We start from the raw sequence: 15631 nt of genomic DNA, 5'->3' as shown, positions 1-15631 counted from the left end.
CCACCGCATCGCCCCATGTCCGACACGGCCCGGTGGGCACCGGCGTGCCGTGGACGACCGGAGGAACGCCATGGACCGTCTGCTCCTCATGCGCAGCTTCGTCATCGTCGCCGACCTCGGCAGTTTCAACGGAGCCGCCAAGGCGCTGGGATCGTCGGGATCACTCGTGTCACGGCATGTCGCCGAACTGGAGCGACAGGTCGGCGTCCGCCTCGTCAACCGCACCGCCCGCTCGGTCAGCCTCACCGAACCGGGCCTGCGCTACGCCGAGTTCGCCGCCCGCATCGTCAAGGAGATCGAGGCCGAGGACGCCGGCATCGCGCAACTGCACGACCGCGCGGAGGGCACGCTCAGCATCATCTGCCCGAAGTGGATCGGGAGCCTCGACCTCGGGGACGCCATCGCCGCGTTCTCCGCCGCCCACCCCAAGATCCAGGTCCGGTTCGAGCTGGGAGGCGTCTCCGACCGGACGTACGACTTCCTGGACGGCGGTTTCGACCTGGCCTTCCACACCCGGGATCTACGGGACTCCAGTGTGCGCCTGAAGAAGATCGCCTCGCTGCCCTTCGTGCTGTGCGCGTCGAAGGCGTACGTCGACGAACACGGCGCCCTGGAGCACCCCGGCGACCTCGCCACCCGCGACTGCCTCCTGCACGTCAACGACCCGGTCTGGCGCATCGGGCACGGCCGCACCTCCACCCTGCACAAGATCCGCAACGTGGCCTTCTCGTCCAACTCGTACATCGCGCTCAAGAAGGCGGCCGTCCACGGCCGAGGCATCGCCCTGCTCCCGCAGCGGTCCGTCTACGACGACCTTGTCTCCGGGGCCTTGCAGGTCCAGTTGCCAGAACTGGCGGCACCCGACCGCCCGCTCTACGCGATCCACGGCCCAGGGCCGGGCACCCAGCGCAAGATCACGGTCTTCCTGGACTTCCTCTCCCAGTGGTTCGCGGAGAATCCGATTCCGACGCTCGGACGTTGACGGCCTGGGACAGCCGCACGGCACGGAATCTAAGCATTCGTCCCGGGAACTCATATTTCGTACCGACTCATGGACAGCCGTGCTCGATGTGGCCACTGTGGCAACGCGAACCGAGCCACGAAGGAGCTGTCCCTCCATGTGCGAACCCCTGGGCGAACCGACCTCCCGCCGGACGATGCTCGGCGCGATGACCGCGTCGGCCGCCGCTCTGGCCCTGGCGCCGCTCGGCGCCGAACCGGCCGCCGCGGCGACCGACTCCGCGGCGGCGCCCGCCGGAGCGGGCCTGTCCCTCACACTCCTCGGCACCAACGGCGGCCCGCCGCCCCTGGCGACCCGCTACGGCATCTCGTCGGCGCTCACGGTCAACGGCAGGACGTACGTGATCGACTGCGGACGAGGAGCGGTCACCCAGTACCTGCGCGCCGGCCTGTCGATGCCGTCGCTGGCCGGGATCTTCCTGACCCACCTGCACGCGGACCACGTCGTCGACTACTACTCCTTCCCGCTGCTGTCGGCGGGCGCCGCCGGCCCACAGGGCTTCCGCGACCCGATCCAGGTCTACGGCCCCGGTCCCGCCGGGATCGCCTCGACCGTCGCCGGGGCCCCGGGCCCCGTACCGGGCACCGTCGAGCTGACGAGGCTGGCCGGCCGGGCCTACGCGGCGTCGCCGACCTTCTTCATGACCGAGCACGCGGGCATCGACCCGGCGACCCTGCTCGACGTCCACGACGTGCTGCCGCCGAGTGCCGTCGGCGCCTCCGCGACGGACTCCGCGCCGGCCATGGCCCCGTTCACCGTCATGGAGAACGACGACATGAAGGTCACCGCCGTCCTCGTCCCGCACGGAGCCGTGTTCCCCGCCTACGCCTTCCGCTTCGACACCGACCACGGCAGCGTCGTCTTCTCCGGCGACACGGCACCCACCCCGAACATCGTCAGGCTCGCCGCGCACACGGACGTCCTGGTCCACGAGGCACTCCACCCGGCCGCTCTCGCGAGCCTCGGTCTGTCCCAGGCGCTGATCGACCACATCACCTCGACCCACACGGACGTGGCCCGCCTCGGTCGGATCGCGGCCGAGGCCGACGCGGGAGCGCTGGTCGCCACCCACCTCGGCCCGGGGCAGCAGACGGTGGTCCCCGACGCGACCTGGCGCCGTCTGCTCCGCGACAGCGCACGCCGGGCCGACTACGGCGGACCGATGGTGCTGGGCGCGGACCTGCTGCACCTGCCGGTACGGCGACACCGCTCCTGACCGCCCCGGTACCTTGCGGCGGTTCCGCATTGCTTGCGCCGCGCGACCGATCGACGGGACGTCATGGCTCTCGCCTCGCCCCGAACGGCCTGTTACCGTCCGACTTAATCGATCTAGCACCGGGTGGCGGCACCCGCGCCACCCCCTGGACGACGACCACTCGACGGAGAGTGACATGGACCCTGTCTCACAGCACCGCAGCACCTACGAAGCGGTCCTCCGGCTGCACGACGCCCCGTTCGTCACCGAGCGCCCGGCGATGTTCAGCCCGGCCGCCGCCGCCCAGGACGTGGGCAACACCCGGGGCACCTACGGCCGTTTCGCGCAGCTCCTGCTCCCCGAGGAGTACACGGACTGGGTCGACGAGAGCACCGCCCACGTCCGCTCGTGCTACATCGGCGACTGGACCTCGCTGCACAAGGTGAAGGTGCACGGCCCCCACGCGCTCGCGTTCCTGAGCCGGCTGGGGATGCGGGACCTGTCCCGTTTCGAGACCGGGCAGATCAAGCACCACGTGCAGCTCGACGAGAACGGCTGGGTCGCCTCCGAGGGCGTGCTGTGCCGACTCGGGCGCGACGAGTTCCTCTACACCGCGGGCAGCTGCGACTGGCTCTTGTGGCAGCTGGGTCAAGGCAGTTGGGACGCGGCGGCCACCGACATCAGCCCCGACGTGTTCATCTTCGGCGTCCAGGGCCCGGCGTCCCTCGCCACCCTGGAGAAGCTGACGGGGGACGACCTCGGCGACATCGCCTTCAGCCGCAGCCGGATGTCGGCTGTCGACGGGGTACCGGTACGGGTCCTGCGCACCGGCATCTCCGGCGAACTCGGCTACGAACTGCACGGCCCGACCGCCCACGCCAACGCCATCTGGACCGCGGTCGTGGCGAGCGGCCAGGACGTCGGAATCCGCCAACTCGGCTTCCGCGCCCAGCCTGTTCAGCACATCGAGGCCGGGATCGCGACCAACGGGCTGGACTATCTGCCGGCGTCGATCCTCACGCCGGGTGCGCCGAGGCAGTTCCGCAAGGGCGTGCCCACCGGCAGCTTCGTCCCGACGGGCGGGGTGACCGACTACTTCCGCAAGCCGGGCGAACTCGGCTGGGGCTTCCGCAAGGGCGTCCCCGACCGCGACTTCATCGGCCGGGACGCCCTTGCCAGGGATGCCGAAAGCGGCGTACCCGCACGGCGGTTGGTGGGTCTGCGCTGGAGCGCGCAAGACGTCGCCGCCGTCCTCACCTCACTTCTGACCGGGACCGAGCCGCCGGACCAGATGGAGCTGCCGCGCGGACGCGGACCCCACTTCGACCAGGTCCTGGTGTCGGGCGAGCCGGTGGGTGTCGCCACGGGCCGGACCGTCAGCCCGACCCTGCGGGCGATGATCTCCCTCTGCGTGCTCGACCCCGCGCATACGACACCGGGCACGGAGGTCGTCGTCCTGTGGGGCCGCCCGGGCACCCCGCAGCGGGAGATCCGGGCGACGGTCACGGCGCTGCCCTTCAAGGCGGACAACCGGCGGCTCGATCCCTGACGGAACTCGCGGGCCGGCGGATGTCGAGAACACCGAGCCGGCTCCGTCCCCGGGGCAGATGGCGACAACTTCCACGGAGGACGGTTATGCGAGCGAACGAGATCACCGAGATCCTGGACCGGCCGATCAGCCAGGAGCTGCTGGCACGCGATGTGGCCCGGCTGGCGTACGTGGCCAAGGACGCCACGCCCCGGAACGTGCCCATCGCATTCACCTGGAACGGCACCGAGATCGTCATGTGTACGACGAAGAACGCCCCCAAGCTCCCGGCCCTGCGGGCGAACCCGGCGGTCGCGCTGACGATCGACACCGAGGTGCATCCGCCCAAGATCCTGCTGCTCCGCGGGCGGGCGTCGCTGGACGTCGTGGACGGCATCCCGGAGGAGTACCTCCAGATGAACGGCTCGTACCAGATGACCCCCGAGCAGCGCGTCGCGTGGGAGGCCGAGGTCCGCTCGCTCTACGACGGCATGGTCCGGATCGTGGTGACACCGACCTGGGCGAAGCTGATCGACTTCGAGACGACCCTGCCGAGCGCGGTCGAGGAGCTGGTCAAGCGGCGGGCGGAGCGTGAGCAGGTCTGATGGACGAGGGTCGAACGGGATGACGATCAAGTGACGGGCGCGGATCAGTGGGCGATCGAGATCGAGTAGGGCGCGAAGCCGCCGGACCGCACCGTGACGGCTGGTGCGCCGGCTCAGCTCGGTGCTCCGTACAATTTGATCCCGAACGACCAGTGTCAGCGAGAGACCGAGGGAGCGCCCGTGCCCGGCCACCGATCCATCACCGAAGCCGAGAAACTCGCCGCGCAGCGGCTCGGTGGTTTCCCGATACGCAGGGAACAGATGGCGGCCGTCGCCAATATCCACCGGGCCGCGGCGGCGGTGCGCCAGCATCTGGAGAACTCCGTGCTGCGGGGCTCCGACCTGACCTGGACCGCCTTCGTCGTCCTGTGGGTCGTGTGGGTGTGGGACGAGTCGGAGACCCGGCATGTCGCCGAGGAGGCGGGGATCTCCAAGGGAACGCTGACCGGTGTGGTCCGCACGCTGGAGTCGCGCGGACTGCTCCGGCGTGCCGGTCATCCCACGGACGGGCGGCTGGTCCTGCTCAGCCTCACGGACGAGGGCGAGCAGCTGATGCGGCGGCTGTTCCCCGAGTTCAACGAGGAGGAGGCCTTCGTCACCGGCCAGCTCACCGACGACGAGTGCCGCGGCCTCGCGGACATGCTGCGCCGCGTGGTGCTCCAGGTGGAGGACCACGGTGAGGAGCGTCGGGAGTCCCTGCTGGACGGCGCCGAGCCGGCGCCCCGCCGCAGCGGACGCCGGCCCAGGGCCTGAGCACGGCTCAGCCGGTCCGCCGAGCGGCCCGTACGAGGGCGTCGAACAGGCCCTGCTGCGCCGCCTGTTCGTGCGCGGTGTCCTCGGGATGCCACTGCACGGCCGTGAACCAGCCCTGGGCGCCCGGGAGTTCGAGCCCTTCGACGGTGCCGTCCGCGGCCCGCGCGGTCACGCGCAGTCCGCCGCCCAGCCGGTCGACGCGCTGGTGGTGGTAGCAGGAGGCGTCCACCTTCTCCGCCCCGGTCGCCCGCGCGAGGAGCGACCCCGGCTCCACGGTCACGGGGTGCACGACATGCCGGTGTTCGCGCTCCGGTCCGCCCATGTCCTGCTCCAGGGTGCCGCCGAGCGCCACGTTGACGACCTGGAGTCCGCGGCAGACGGCCAGCAGGGGCAGGCCCGACTCCAGTGTCCGCCGGGCGACTTCGAGGTCGAAGCCGTCCTGCTGGTCGTCGACGTCGTACACGCTCTCGTGGGCCGCGCCCGCGCCGTAGCGGTACGGCGCGAGGTCGCCGCCGCCGGGCAGCAGCACCCCGTCGAACCGGGCGAGACGGGCCGCGACCTCCGCCGGGTCGGCGGTGCCGTCAGGGGCGTACGGGTGGATGGCCGCGGGTTCGCCGCCCGCCCGCCACACCGCCTCGACGAGGGCCCGGGCGGTGACCTCGGCCCCGTACCGCAGCGCGGAGGTGGTGGCGGCGAAGCGGGCGGGCAGCGCGATCAGCGGGCGCGACGCGACGGTCACAGCTGGATCCAGGTCGTCTTGAGCTCGGTGTACTTCTCCAGCGCGTGCGCCGACTTGTCGCGGCCGTTGCCCGACTGCTTCATCCCGCCGAAGGGCACGGTCAGATCGCCCTCCTCGTAGCAGTTCACCCACACCGTGCCCGCCTTGAGGGCGCGGGAGACGCGGTGGGCGGTGCTCAGGTCCGAGGTCCACAGTCCGGCGGCCAGGCCGTATTCGGTGGCGTTGGCCAACTCCACCGCTTCCTCAAGGGTGTTGAAGGACAGGACGGACAGGACGGGACCGAAGATCTCCTCGCGGGCGAGTCCGGCGCCTGCCTCGACCCGGTCGAACACGGTCGGCTCCACGAAGCTGCCGCCGGAGTCCGTACGGGTGCGCGCGCCGCCCGTGCGCAGCCGGGCGCCCTCGTCGACACCGCGCCGCACATGGCCCAGTACGCGTTCCAGATGCCCTTCGCCGACCAGCGCGCCCATCTCGGTCGCCGGGTCCAGGGGATCGCCCACCCGCAGTTCCCGGGCCCGTGCGACGACGGCCTCGGTCACCTGCTCGGCGACGGAGGAGTGCACGAGCAGCCGGGAGGGCGCGGTGCACATCTCGCCCTGGTTGAAGAAGATGCCCCAGGCGGCGGTCGCCGCGGCCTTCTCCAGGTCGGGGGCGTCCGGCAGGACGATGTTGGGCGACTTCCCGCCCAGCTCCAGCCAGACCCGCTTGAGGTTGGAGTCGGCGGAGTAGCGCAGGAAGTGCCGGCCCACGGCGGTGGAGCCGGTGAAGGCGAGGACGTCCACGTCGGGGTGGAGTCCCAGTGCTCGGCCGGCGGTCGGGCCGTCGCCGGTGACCACGTTGAGGACCCCCGGCGGCAACCCGGCCTCCGTCGCTAGCCGGCCCAGCAGCAGCGCGGACAGCGGCGAGTTCTCGGACGGTTTCAATACGACCGCGCAGCCGGCCGCGAGCGCCGGGGCCACCTTCCAACTCGCCAGCGTCAGCGGGAAGTTCCACGGGACTACGGCTCCCACGACCCCGGCGGGTTCCCGGGTGACGAGAGCGAGCGCGTCCGGCGCGGTGTGCGGGGACTCGTCGGTCAGCTTGTCGGCCAACTGCCCGTACCAGCGGAAGGTGTTGATGGCCGCGCGCAGTTCGATGTCGTGGGCGTCGGTGACGGGCTTGCCCATCTCCAGGGTCACGGCGAGGGCGAGCGACTCCCGCTGTTCTTCGAGGAGTTCGGCGAGCCGGAGCAGGACCCGGCCGCGTTCGGCGGGCGCCAGCCGCGGCCACGGGCCGGAGTCGAAGGCGCGCCGGGCGGCGGCCACGGCCGCGTCCACCTCGGCGGGACCGCCGTCCGCGACCTCGGCGACCACTTGGCCGTCGCGCGGGGAGACGACCCGGAACGTGCCGCCGGCCCCGGGTTCGTCGGCACCGTCGATGTGGTGGGCGCCGTGGACCTGGAAGGCCTTGGCACGGCGGAGCCATTCGTCATGGGTGACGGCCGGCATGGGGAACTCCACTTCGTCAGCGGGTGGGGGAGAGCGAGGGAGGCCTCCCCGGCGCGCGCCCGTGTCGGCGGACGCGCACCGGGGAGGGCAGCCGGTCAGCCGTCGGCGGTCGCGGCCCGGCGGCTCAGCCGCGCGGACACGATGCTCAGGGTCATCACGACCGGGACCGACAGGGCGAGCCAGAGAGCCGTGGTGCTGTCGCCGCCGATCAGCGTGGTGAAGTTGGCGAGGATGAGCCAGACGGCACCGGCGACCGCGATCGTGGCCAGGACCGGGGCGATCAGGGTGTTCCACAGCCGCACCTCCAGGCGTTCGCGGCGGAAGAAGACCACCACGGAGACCGAGGTCAGCAGGTACAGGAGCATCATCGCCAGGACGGCGACCCCGCTGAACCAGGAGAAGAGCGTCAGCACCGGGTCCTTGCCCGCGATGGCGAACGGCACCACCAAAGCCACCGCGAGGAGCGTCTGCACACACCCGGCGGTCCAGGGCGCGTGGCGGCTGTTGAGGGTACACAGGCGGCGGGGCAGCAGCCCGTCGCGGCCGAGGGAGAAGAGGTAGCGGTTGGCGGAGTTGTGGAAGGTGAGCAGGCCGGCGAAGAGGGAGGTGGCCAGCAGGACCGGCAGCACGTCGTTGACCCAGCCGCCGAACTGCGCGGCGATCGGGGCGAAGACGAACGCCGTGGAGTCGCCGCTCGCCAGCGCCTTGCCCGCCGCCGCGACGGCCTTGGAGGGCCCGTAGGAGGCGACCAGCATCCAGGAGGTCAGCGCGAAGAAGCCGACGACCACGACGACCGCCAGATAGGTGGCCCGCGGGACGGTCTTCTTCGGCTCGCGCGCCTCCTCGCCGTAGATCGCGGTGGCCTCGAAGCCGAACATCGACGCGAGGGCGAACATCACGGCGATGCCCGGGGCGCCCTGGGTCACGGCGCTCGGCGAGAAGGTCTCGGTGAAGCCGAGGCCTTCCGGGCCGCCGCCCTTGAAGAGGGTGACGAGGCTGAAGGCCAGCAGGATGCTGAACTCCGCCAGGACGAACACGGCGAGCAGTTTGGCCCCCATGTCGATGCCGGTGGCGCCGAGGATCTGCACCACGGCCATGGTCGCCAGCGACCACACCCACCACGGCAGGCTCAGTCCCGTGTGGGCGTCGACCAGGCCGCTGACGATGGAGCCGTAGAGCCCGTACATGGCGGCCTGGATGGCGCAGTACGCGAAGAGCGCCACGCCCGCGCTGCCGGCCCCGGTGGTGCGGCCGAGTCCGGTGCCGATGTAGGTGTAGAAGGCGCCCGCGTCGACGACGTGCCGGCCCATGGTGACGAAGCCGACCGAGAAGAGCAGGGTCACCACGCCGACCAGCACGTACGCGCCGGCGGTGCCGGGGCCGTTGCCGATGCCGACGGAGATCGGGACCGATCCGGCGACGCCGGTGAGCGGCGCCTGAGCGGACAGAACGAGGAAGAGAATGCCCAGCACGCCGAGCGCGTTGGGTTTGAGCGTGCCTGCCGTGGGTTCGTCCCGCACGGACCGCTGGGATGCGACCGCCTGACTGTCCACTCGGATCACCTGCCAGTTGAGGGAAGGGTCGTTTCAGGCCAAACGAGTTGCCTCATGGTGGGGCGGAACTATCCGTTTGGCAAGGGGATGGCGCGGAGAATCCGTGTCCGACGCGGATTTCTTACGAGGCCGTAATCAGAGGCCGCGATCAGTGGCCGTGATCGGCGGGGGAGGAGAAGGGGAGGTCAGCTCCCGTCGCGCTCCCGGGCGAGCAGCCGCAGGACGTTCCGCAGCTCGTCGAGGGCGTCCTCGATGACCTCGCGCTCACCGAAGACGAGCTGGTGCAGGACCAGGCCCTCCAGGGTGGCGAACACCATCCTGGACAGCCCCTCGTCGACGGGGCCGGGCAGCATCTGGGTCAGCTCGCGCCGGGTGGCCGCGAAGTACTCGTCGTAGAGCGCGCGGAGGTGGGACAACAGCTCCGGCCTGCGCCGGGACTCCAGGAGCAGTTCGTACTGGAAGGCCTGAAGGTCAGGCCCGGAGTCCACCATCTCGGTCAGGCCGAGCGAGAAGTCCTCGGGCCGTCCGGTGCCGGGTTCGAGGTCGCTGCTGCTGAGGGAGGAGCGGATCGCGTGGGTGAGCGCCTCCTCGATCAGCGCGTCGCGCGTCCCGAAGTGGTGCACCACGAGCCCGTGGGTGACCCCCGCCTCCTCCGCGACGGCACGGTAGGTGAGCCCGCGCAGCCCGCCGCGTGCCACCACGCGCACCGCCGCGTCCAGCAGGGCCTCGCGGCCCTCGCCGTAGGTGACGCGCTTGCGGGGGCGGGCGGCGGGCTCGGTCATGCAGGCGACCCTACCCGCGCCGGGGCCGTCAGCGGCGCGGCGCACGAACGCCCCGGAACTCCCAGTCGCCGCCGAGCGCGGTGGACAGGACCTCCTCGGACTCGGTCGGCTGGGCGCCGACGTCGGCGCGGATCGCGGTGGGTCCGGTGACGACGTGGTTGGTCAGCCTGCCCAGCCCCTCGACCTCGACCTCGACGACGTCACCGGGCCGCACGGGACGGGAGTTGGCGGGCGTGCCGGAGAGCAGCACGTCCCCGGGGTACAGGGTGATGGTGCGGGCGATGTCGGCGACGAGATAGTGCATGTCCCACTTCATCTCGTCGGTCGAACCGTCCTGCACCACCTCGCCGTTGACGTACGTCCGCAGCCGCTTGCCGTGGAAGTCCCAGTCGGTGACCAGCCCGGGACCGAGCGGGCAGAGGGTGTCCGAGCCCTTGACGCGCAGCATGGAGCCCGCGTCGGTGTCACGGAAGTCGTGCAGGCCGTAGTCGTTGGCGATCGTGTAGCCCGCGATGAACTCCCCTGCTTCCTCAGGGGAGATGTTGCGCGCGGTCCGCCCGATGACGATCGCGACCTCGCCCTCGTAGTTGAGCCACTTGCAGCCCTCGGGGCGGACGATCGCGCCCTTGTGGGAGTTGAGGGAGGAGGTCGGCTTGTGGAAGTAGGTCGGGGTGTCCGGGAGATCGATGCGGAACTCCTCGACCCGGCTGCGGTGGTTGAGGTGGACGGCGATCACCTTGGACGGCACGACCGGAGGCAGGTGCAGCGCCTCGTCGATCTTGACGCGGCGGCCGTCCCCGGCGACGAGTTCGTCGCCGTCGACGGTGACCTCGGCGGTGGCGCCGTCCAGCAGAATGCGGCGGTACTCGGGCATGTCGCTCTCCTAGGGGCGGCTGTGCGGGGTGCGGGGTGAGGGCGGTACGGGCAGGCCGTCACCGGTCCAGCCCGTGGCGGGGCGGTCGAACCAGAGGTGGACCTGACCGGTGCCGACGGAGTTCTCGTACTCGCCGTACTGGCGGGCTCTCGCGGTGCAGGCCTGTTCGCCGAGGGCGCCGGCCAGCATCAGGTAGTGGAAGAACTTCGCCTCGGGCTTGTACTTCCAGAACTCGTCCATGGTGTCGAGGACCTTGTCGTGCCGGCCCTCCTTGAACCAGGCGATCCGCTCGTGGTCCGCCTCGCGGGCCTCGGGTGTGCGGATGTGCGCGGGGTCGCTGGCCTCGTGGTCGCGGATCTCGCGCAGCGGCCAGAAGGTGTGCGAGAGGGCACCGGAGGCGATCACCAGGACCCGGCGGCCGGGGGTGGCCGCGATGCCGTCGGCGAGCGCGCGGCCCAGCCGCAGATGGTCCTCCATGTCCCCGGTCTGGCAGACGCCGATGGTCACCCACCGCTTGTCGGGCAGCCCCTCGCCGAGGAACTTCCAGAGGTTGATGGTGGCGTAGTAGACGGGGAGGTACGCGTCCTCGATGGGGGTGATCCAGGTGCCGTGCCGGTCGGCGAACTCGGCGATGTTGTGGGCGAGTTCGGGGTCGCCGGGGTAGTCGTACGGCATCCGGCACATGCCGCGCGGCAGCTCCTCGGAGGTGAAGAGTCCGGCCCGTCGCTGCTGGGCGGTGACGACGAACTCGACGGTCGTCGCCCAGTGCGAGTCGAGGACGACGACGGTGTCGTAGTCGTCGCGGTCGAAGACGTCCTCGCGGAGTCGGCGCAGGCCGGTGACGAGGGTGATCTCCTTGCCCTCGTTCAGTTCGAGGCGGTCCGCCTCGGGCAGCACGATGGTGGGGACATGGGCCAGCAGGCCGGCCCCGACGATCTCACCCATGGTTGGTCCATCCGTTGGGGGCGGTGACGGTGTTCTTCAGGTCGCAGTAGAAGTCGAAGCTCCAGGTGCCGCCCTCGCGCCCGACCCCGGACAGGCGCGAGCCGCCGAACGGTGCCTGGAGGTCGCGCACGAAGAAGCAGTTGACCCAGACCGTGCCCGCGACCAGGCGCGCGGTGACCCGGTCGGCGCGCTCGCGGTCGCCGGTGGCGAGGGTGGCGGCCAGCCCGAAGCGGGTGTCGTTGGCGAGCCGGACCGCCTCCTCCTCGTCGGCGAAGGTCTGGAGGGTCAGGACGGGTCCGAAGACCTCCTCCTGCACGATCTCCGAGTCCTGGGCCACGTCGGTGAGCAGGGTCGGCGCGTAGTACTGGCCGTCCCGGCGGTGTCCGCCGACGACGGTACGGGCCCCGGACGCGACCGCCCGCCGCACGAAGCCGTCGATCTTCTCCAGCTGGCGGGGGTGGATGGTGGGTCCGAGGTCGGTGGCCTCCTCGCGCGGATCGCCCTGGACCAGGGCCGAGGCCTTCTCCTCGAACCGGCGCGTGAACTCCTCGGCGACGGACTCCTCGACGAGGATGCGGGTGGCGGCCAGACACACCTGCCCGGCGTTGTCGTACTGCTCGACGGCGAGGTCCACGGCGAGATCGAGATCCGCGTCCGCGAACACCAACAGCGGTGATTTGCCGCCGAGTTCGAGGCTGAGCGGGGTCAGGTTCGCGGCGGCCGACGCGGCGATCCGCCGGGCCGTGGGCACCGAGCCGGTGAAGCTGATCCGGCGCACGTCCGGGTGCGAGGTGAGGGCGTCGCCGATCTCCGCGCCGTAGCCCTGGACGACGTTGAGGACACCGGCGGGAAGACCGGCCTCGGTGGCGATGTCGGCGAGCAGCGAGGCGGTGAGCGGGGACCACTCGGCCGGTTTGAGGACGACCGTGTCGCCGGCCGCGAGGGCGGGGGCCACCTTCCACGTGGCCAGCATCAGCGGCGCGTTCCACGGGGTGATCAGGACGCAGGGGCCGGCCGGGTCCCAGCTGACGTGGTTGGTGTGGCCGCGGGTCTCGAAGTCCTCGTGGCCGAGGCTGAGCAACCAGTCGGCGAAGAAACGGAAGTTGTGCGCGACGCGGGGCATGACGCCCCGGCGGTGGGAGCGCAGCAGGGCGCCGTTGTCGTGGGTCTCGACGGCCGAGAGTTCCTCGATGCGCTTCTCGACGCCGTCGGCGATGGCGTGCAGGACGCGGGCGCGCTCGGCGCGGGGAGTGGCGGCCCAGGCGGGGAACGCCTCACGGGCGGCGGCGATGGCGGCCTCGGCCTCGGCGGGGCCGCCGCGGGCGATCGGGCCGAGGACCTGGCCGTCGATGGGGGAGACGTCGTCGAAGGTGTCGGTGGAGGCGACGCGACGGCCGCCGATGAAGTGCCGGGTGTCGACGGGGACTCCGGCGACGATGATCTTCTCGGGCATGGGAAGGGCTCCTGACGCGAAGGGACGACGGGCGGACTGGGGCTAGGCCGTGTCCGCGAAGTCCCGCCTGCCTCGCGACGCCCGGCACGCACGCTCGCCGCACCGCCCGAAAGCCCAAGTACGCCCAGTACGAGGGCTTCCGGGCGGCGCACCGAGCGCACGCACCGGACGCCGCGAGGCCCGCCCTCCGGGCGGACGACGGGACTTCGCGGACACGACCTAGTCGGCGGTCGCCGCTGAGGTGCCGGACTCCAGCAGCCGTCCGCCGTCCCAGACGACCCCGACCTGTCGGTAGTACGCGGCGATCGGCTCGTGGACCTCCAGCCGGGCCAGCTCCTCCGTGGGCGCCTCGAACAGCGCCAACTCGGCGTCCCCGACCCAGGGTTGACCGCCCTCGAAGGCGGCGGCGCCGGTCTCGACCAGTTCGTCGAGTGCCAGGCCCTTGCCCTTCTCGATCGAGGGGAGCCAGCGGTGATGGGCCATGGGGTGGGCGTTCACGAACCCGTTCGTCGGCGCGGGTTCGCGCAGGGTCACCACGGTCTCGGCGAGCCGCCGGTCGGCCGCGGCTAGGGTCGCGCCGAAGCGGGCGCCCGCCTCGATGCGCGGCGCGGGGCCGTAGGGGTGCGGCCGGGTCTGGTGGATGGAGCCGAGCTTCTTCGGATAGCCCTGGTGCAGGCCGCGCGCGATGGCGAAGTCCTTGTCGACCCAGATGTACACGCACCGCGAGTACGTCCGGCCCCGGAACGAGCAGCGCACGACCGCGAACGCCTCCTTGTACTGGGCGAGCACGGGGTCGAGCAGTTCCTCCCCCGTTTCCGAGCAGGACTGCCAGTCGGCCCAGATCAGCGCCACCGCGCCCGGATCCTCGTCGGCCAACTCCAGTGGCTCGGGCAGCAGTTCGCGCACGCGCGCGGGATCGGTGCGGTACTCGACGGTGAGCAGGTCACCGGAGTAGCGCCAGGGCGGCGCGGGGATCAGCGACGACGATCCGGTCGCGGTCTTGGGGTGGAGGTAACCACGGACGCTGGCCATGACGTTGGTTCCTTACGCGGTGAGGGCGGGCTGCTGGAGGAGCGCGGTGCGATAGCGGGCGGCCCGCGCGGCCGTCGTGGGGGCACCGAGCGCGACGACACCGACGAGCAGGTCATCGCGGTGGTAGCCGGCGATGAGGTCGCCGTCCGGGTCGCCGTCGAGGACCCGGACGTCGGCGAGGCCGAGCAGGGGCGAACCGAAGGACTGCAACCGGAAGTCGTGCTGGTCGCTCCAGAAGGTGGGCAGTGGCGCGAAGGCCGCCAACTCGCCCCGGGCGCCGGTGAGATGGGCGACGAGACTCCGCGCCGCGTGTTTGGCGCTGTCCGTCGGGATCGACCAGTGCTCGACCCGGCGCGGCACCCCGTCGTAGCGGGCGTTGGGGAAGCGGGCCACGTCGCCGACCGCGACGACGGACGGCAGCCCGCCGACCCGCAGCAGCTCGTCGGTGAGCACACCGTCGCTCAGGTCGAGGCCGTTGTCCGCCAGCCACTCGGTGTTGGCGAGCGAACCGACCGACTCCACCACCACGTCGGCGGGCAGGACGGTCCCGTCGCCCAGCACGACACCCGTCACCCGGTCCTCGCCCTCGAAGGCGGCGACCCCGGTGCCGAGCGCGAAGCGCACCCCGCGCCGCTCGTGCCGGCGCAGCAGCGCACCGGCGAGCAGTTCGCCGAGCGGGCCGACCATGGGCAGCGGGAGCGGGTCGACGACGGTCACCTCGGTGACGCCCAGGCCCACGGCGGTGGCGGCCACCTCGCAGCCGATGAATCCGGCGCCGACCACGACCACGCGCACGCCCGGCCGGGTCAGCTCGGCGCGCAGGCCCTGGGCGTCGGCGAGGGTGCGTACGGTGTGGCGGCCGGTGAGCGGTCCGGGGCAGCGCAGCCTGCGCGGGCGCATTCCGGTGGCGACGACCAGACCGTCGTAGGGCAGCGTGGTGCTGTCGTCGAGGGTGAGGGTGCGTGCGGCGAGGTCGGCGGCCACGGCCCGGCGGCCGAGGTGCCATGCGACGTCGGCGGTGCCGGCCTTGGGGGTGAAGGCGAGGGAGTCGAAGGAGGCCTTGCCGGCGAGGACTTCCTTGGAGAGCGGGGGGCGGTTGTAGGGCATGTGCGGTTCGTCGCCGATCACCGTCACGGAGCCGGTCCAGCCCGCCGCGCGCAGTTGTTCGGCGGCGCGCAGGCCGCCCATCGAGGCGCCGACGACCAGCACGTTCCCGCCGGTCATCACTCCTCGATCCGGATGGCCTGGAGCGGGCAGACGTCCGCGGCTTCCTCGACCTCGTCGCGCAGCGCGTCGTCCGGGTCGGGGACGTAGCCGAGGTGTCCGGCGTCGTCCAGCTGGAAGACGTCGGGTGCCGCGAAGACGCACTGGCCGTGGTCCTGGCACTTGTTCATGTCGACGACGACCTTCATGGCCGGCCTCCTGGGGTGAGGGCGTCGGAGAAGTGGTGGGGAAGAGGGGCCCGGCGCGACGGCCGGGCCCCCGCCAAAGGGGCTGGAAGAACAGCCCCTGACTCGTTTGGCTTCAAACAAGATAGGAAGTGGCCGGGGTGGGGTCAATACCTATCCGGATGGATAATTTTCTTGTCGTCGCCTCTTGCGGGATGCGAGGACCGCTCCTACCGTTTGGCGTCAAACAACATTGCCGGGGTCGCCCGCCACCGC

Annotated in this window: 15 protein-coding genes; 5 read left to right on the top strand and 10 right to left on the bottom strand. The window is 71.4% G+C overall.

The features are described from left to right. Nucleotides 1-70 precede the first annotated feature (70 nt). From ACIQPR_RS22105 to ACIQPR_RS22085, 5 genes are all read left to right on the top strand, one after another. Nucleotides 71-982 (top strand): LysR family transcriptional regulator, encoded by a 912-nt coding sequence (locus ACIQPR_RS22105; RefSeq protein WP_403650888.1) that lies wholly within the window; start codon nt 71-73, stop codon nt 980-982. A 136-nt stretch (nt 983-1118) separates the two neighbouring features. After that, entirely contained in the window at nt 1119-2237 is a 1119-nt protein-coding gene (locus ACIQPR_RS22100) for an MBL fold metallo-hydrolase (protein ID WP_403650886.1), read from the top strand. Nucleotides 2238-2412: 175 nt separating this feature from the next. Further along, nucleotides 2413-3765, top strand: coding sequence for a glycine cleavage T C-terminal barrel domain-containing protein (locus tag ACIQPR_RS22095; RefSeq protein ID WP_403650885.1), 1353 nt, complete (start codon nt 2413-2415; stop codon nt 3763-3765). 86 nt (nt 3766-3851) lie between these two features. Further along, complete coding sequence (locus ACIQPR_RS22090) at nt 3852-4349, top strand: pyridoxamine 5'-phosphate oxidase family protein (protein ID WP_403650883.1); 498 nt, start codon at nt 3852-3854, stop codon at nt 4347-4349. Nucleotides 4350-4529: 180 nt separating this feature from the next. Further along, a complete protein-coding gene (locus ACIQPR_RS22085; protein WP_403650881.1) occupies nt 4530-5102 on the top strand; it encodes a MarR family winged helix-turn-helix transcriptional regulator in 573 nt (190 codons plus the stop codon). A gap of 7 nt (nt 5103-5109) precedes the next feature. Here ACIQPR_RS22085 and ACIQPR_RS22080 read toward each other — a convergent pair whose 3' ends face one another. The 10 genes from ACIQPR_RS22080 to ACIQPR_RS22035 all read right to left on the bottom strand — a co-directional run bounded on the left by ACIQPR_RS22080 (nt 5110) and on the right by ACIQPR_RS22035 (nt 15379). Further along, a complete protein-coding gene (locus ACIQPR_RS22080; protein ID WP_403650879.1) occupies nt 5110-5841 on the bottom strand; it encodes a gamma-glutamyl-gamma-aminobutyrate hydrolase family protein in 732 nt (243 codons plus the stop codon). After that, nucleotides 5838-7328, bottom strand: a complete 1491-nt coding sequence (locus ACIQPR_RS22075) for an aldehyde dehydrogenase (RefSeq protein ID WP_403650877.1) — start codon at nt 7326-7328, stop codon at nt 5838-5840. Before ACIQPR_RS22075 ends, ACIQPR_RS22080 begins: the two co-directional genes overlap by 4 nt. Nucleotides 7329-7423: 95 nt before the next feature. Continuing rightward, nucleotides 7424-8881 carry an APC family permease gene (locus ACIQPR_RS22070; RefSeq protein ID WP_403650876.1) on the bottom strand — a complete coding sequence of 486 codons (1458 nt, stop codon included), beginning with the start codon at nt 8879-8881 and terminating at the stop codon, nt 7424-7426. 185 nt (nt 8882-9066) lie between these two features. Next, entirely contained in the window at nt 9067-9663 is a 597-nt protein-coding gene (locus ACIQPR_RS22065) for a TetR/AcrR family transcriptional regulator (RefSeq protein WP_403650874.1), read from the bottom strand. Between the two features lie 28 nt (nt 9664-9691). Next, a complete protein-coding gene (locus tag ACIQPR_RS22060) occupies nt 9692-10537 on the bottom strand; it encodes a fumarylacetoacetate hydrolase family protein (RefSeq protein ID WP_403650872.1) in 846 nt (281 codons plus the stop codon). Between the two features lie 9 nt (nt 10538-10546). Continuing rightward, nucleotides 10547-11482 carry a 3,4-dihydroxyphenylacetate 2,3-dioxygenase gene (locus ACIQPR_RS22055; RefSeq protein WP_403650871.1) on the bottom strand — a complete coding sequence of 312 codons (936 nt, stop codon included), beginning with the start codon at nt 11480-11482 and terminating at the stop codon, nt 10547-10549. Then, entirely contained in the window at nt 11475-12935 is a 1461-nt protein-coding gene (locus tag ACIQPR_RS22050) for an aldehyde dehydrogenase (RefSeq protein ID WP_403650869.1), read from the bottom strand. Before ACIQPR_RS22050 ends, ACIQPR_RS22055 begins: the two co-directional genes overlap by 8 nt. Nucleotides 12936-13154: 219 nt before the next feature. Further along, nucleotides 13155-13967: an acetoacetate decarboxylase family protein gene (locus ACIQPR_RS22045; RefSeq protein WP_403650868.1), complete on the bottom strand. Its 813-nt coding sequence runs from the start codon at nt 13965-13967 to the stop codon at nt 13155-13157. Nucleotides 13968-13979: 12 nt separating this feature from the next. Next, the gene (locus ACIQPR_RS22040; protein ID WP_403650866.1) at nt 13980-15191 is read right to left on the bottom strand and encodes an NAD(P)/FAD-dependent oxidoreductase; all 1212 of its coding nucleotides are present in this window, start codon (nt 15189-15191) and stop codon (nt 13980-13982) included. Further along, entirely contained in the window at nt 15191-15379 is a 189-nt protein-coding gene (locus ACIQPR_RS22035) for a ferredoxin (protein WP_403650864.1), read from the bottom strand. Before ACIQPR_RS22035 ends, ACIQPR_RS22040 begins: the two co-directional genes overlap by 1 nt. Nucleotides 15380-15631 lie beyond the last annotated feature (252 nt).

This window comes from Streptomyces sp. NPDC091280 (assembly GCF_044768565.1).
GTDB lineage: Bacteria > Actinomycetota > Actinomycetes > Streptomycetales > Streptomycetaceae > Streptomyces.
Note: the sequence above shows the minus strand (reverse complement) of the source record. Positions and strands in the feature narration are given on the sequence as shown.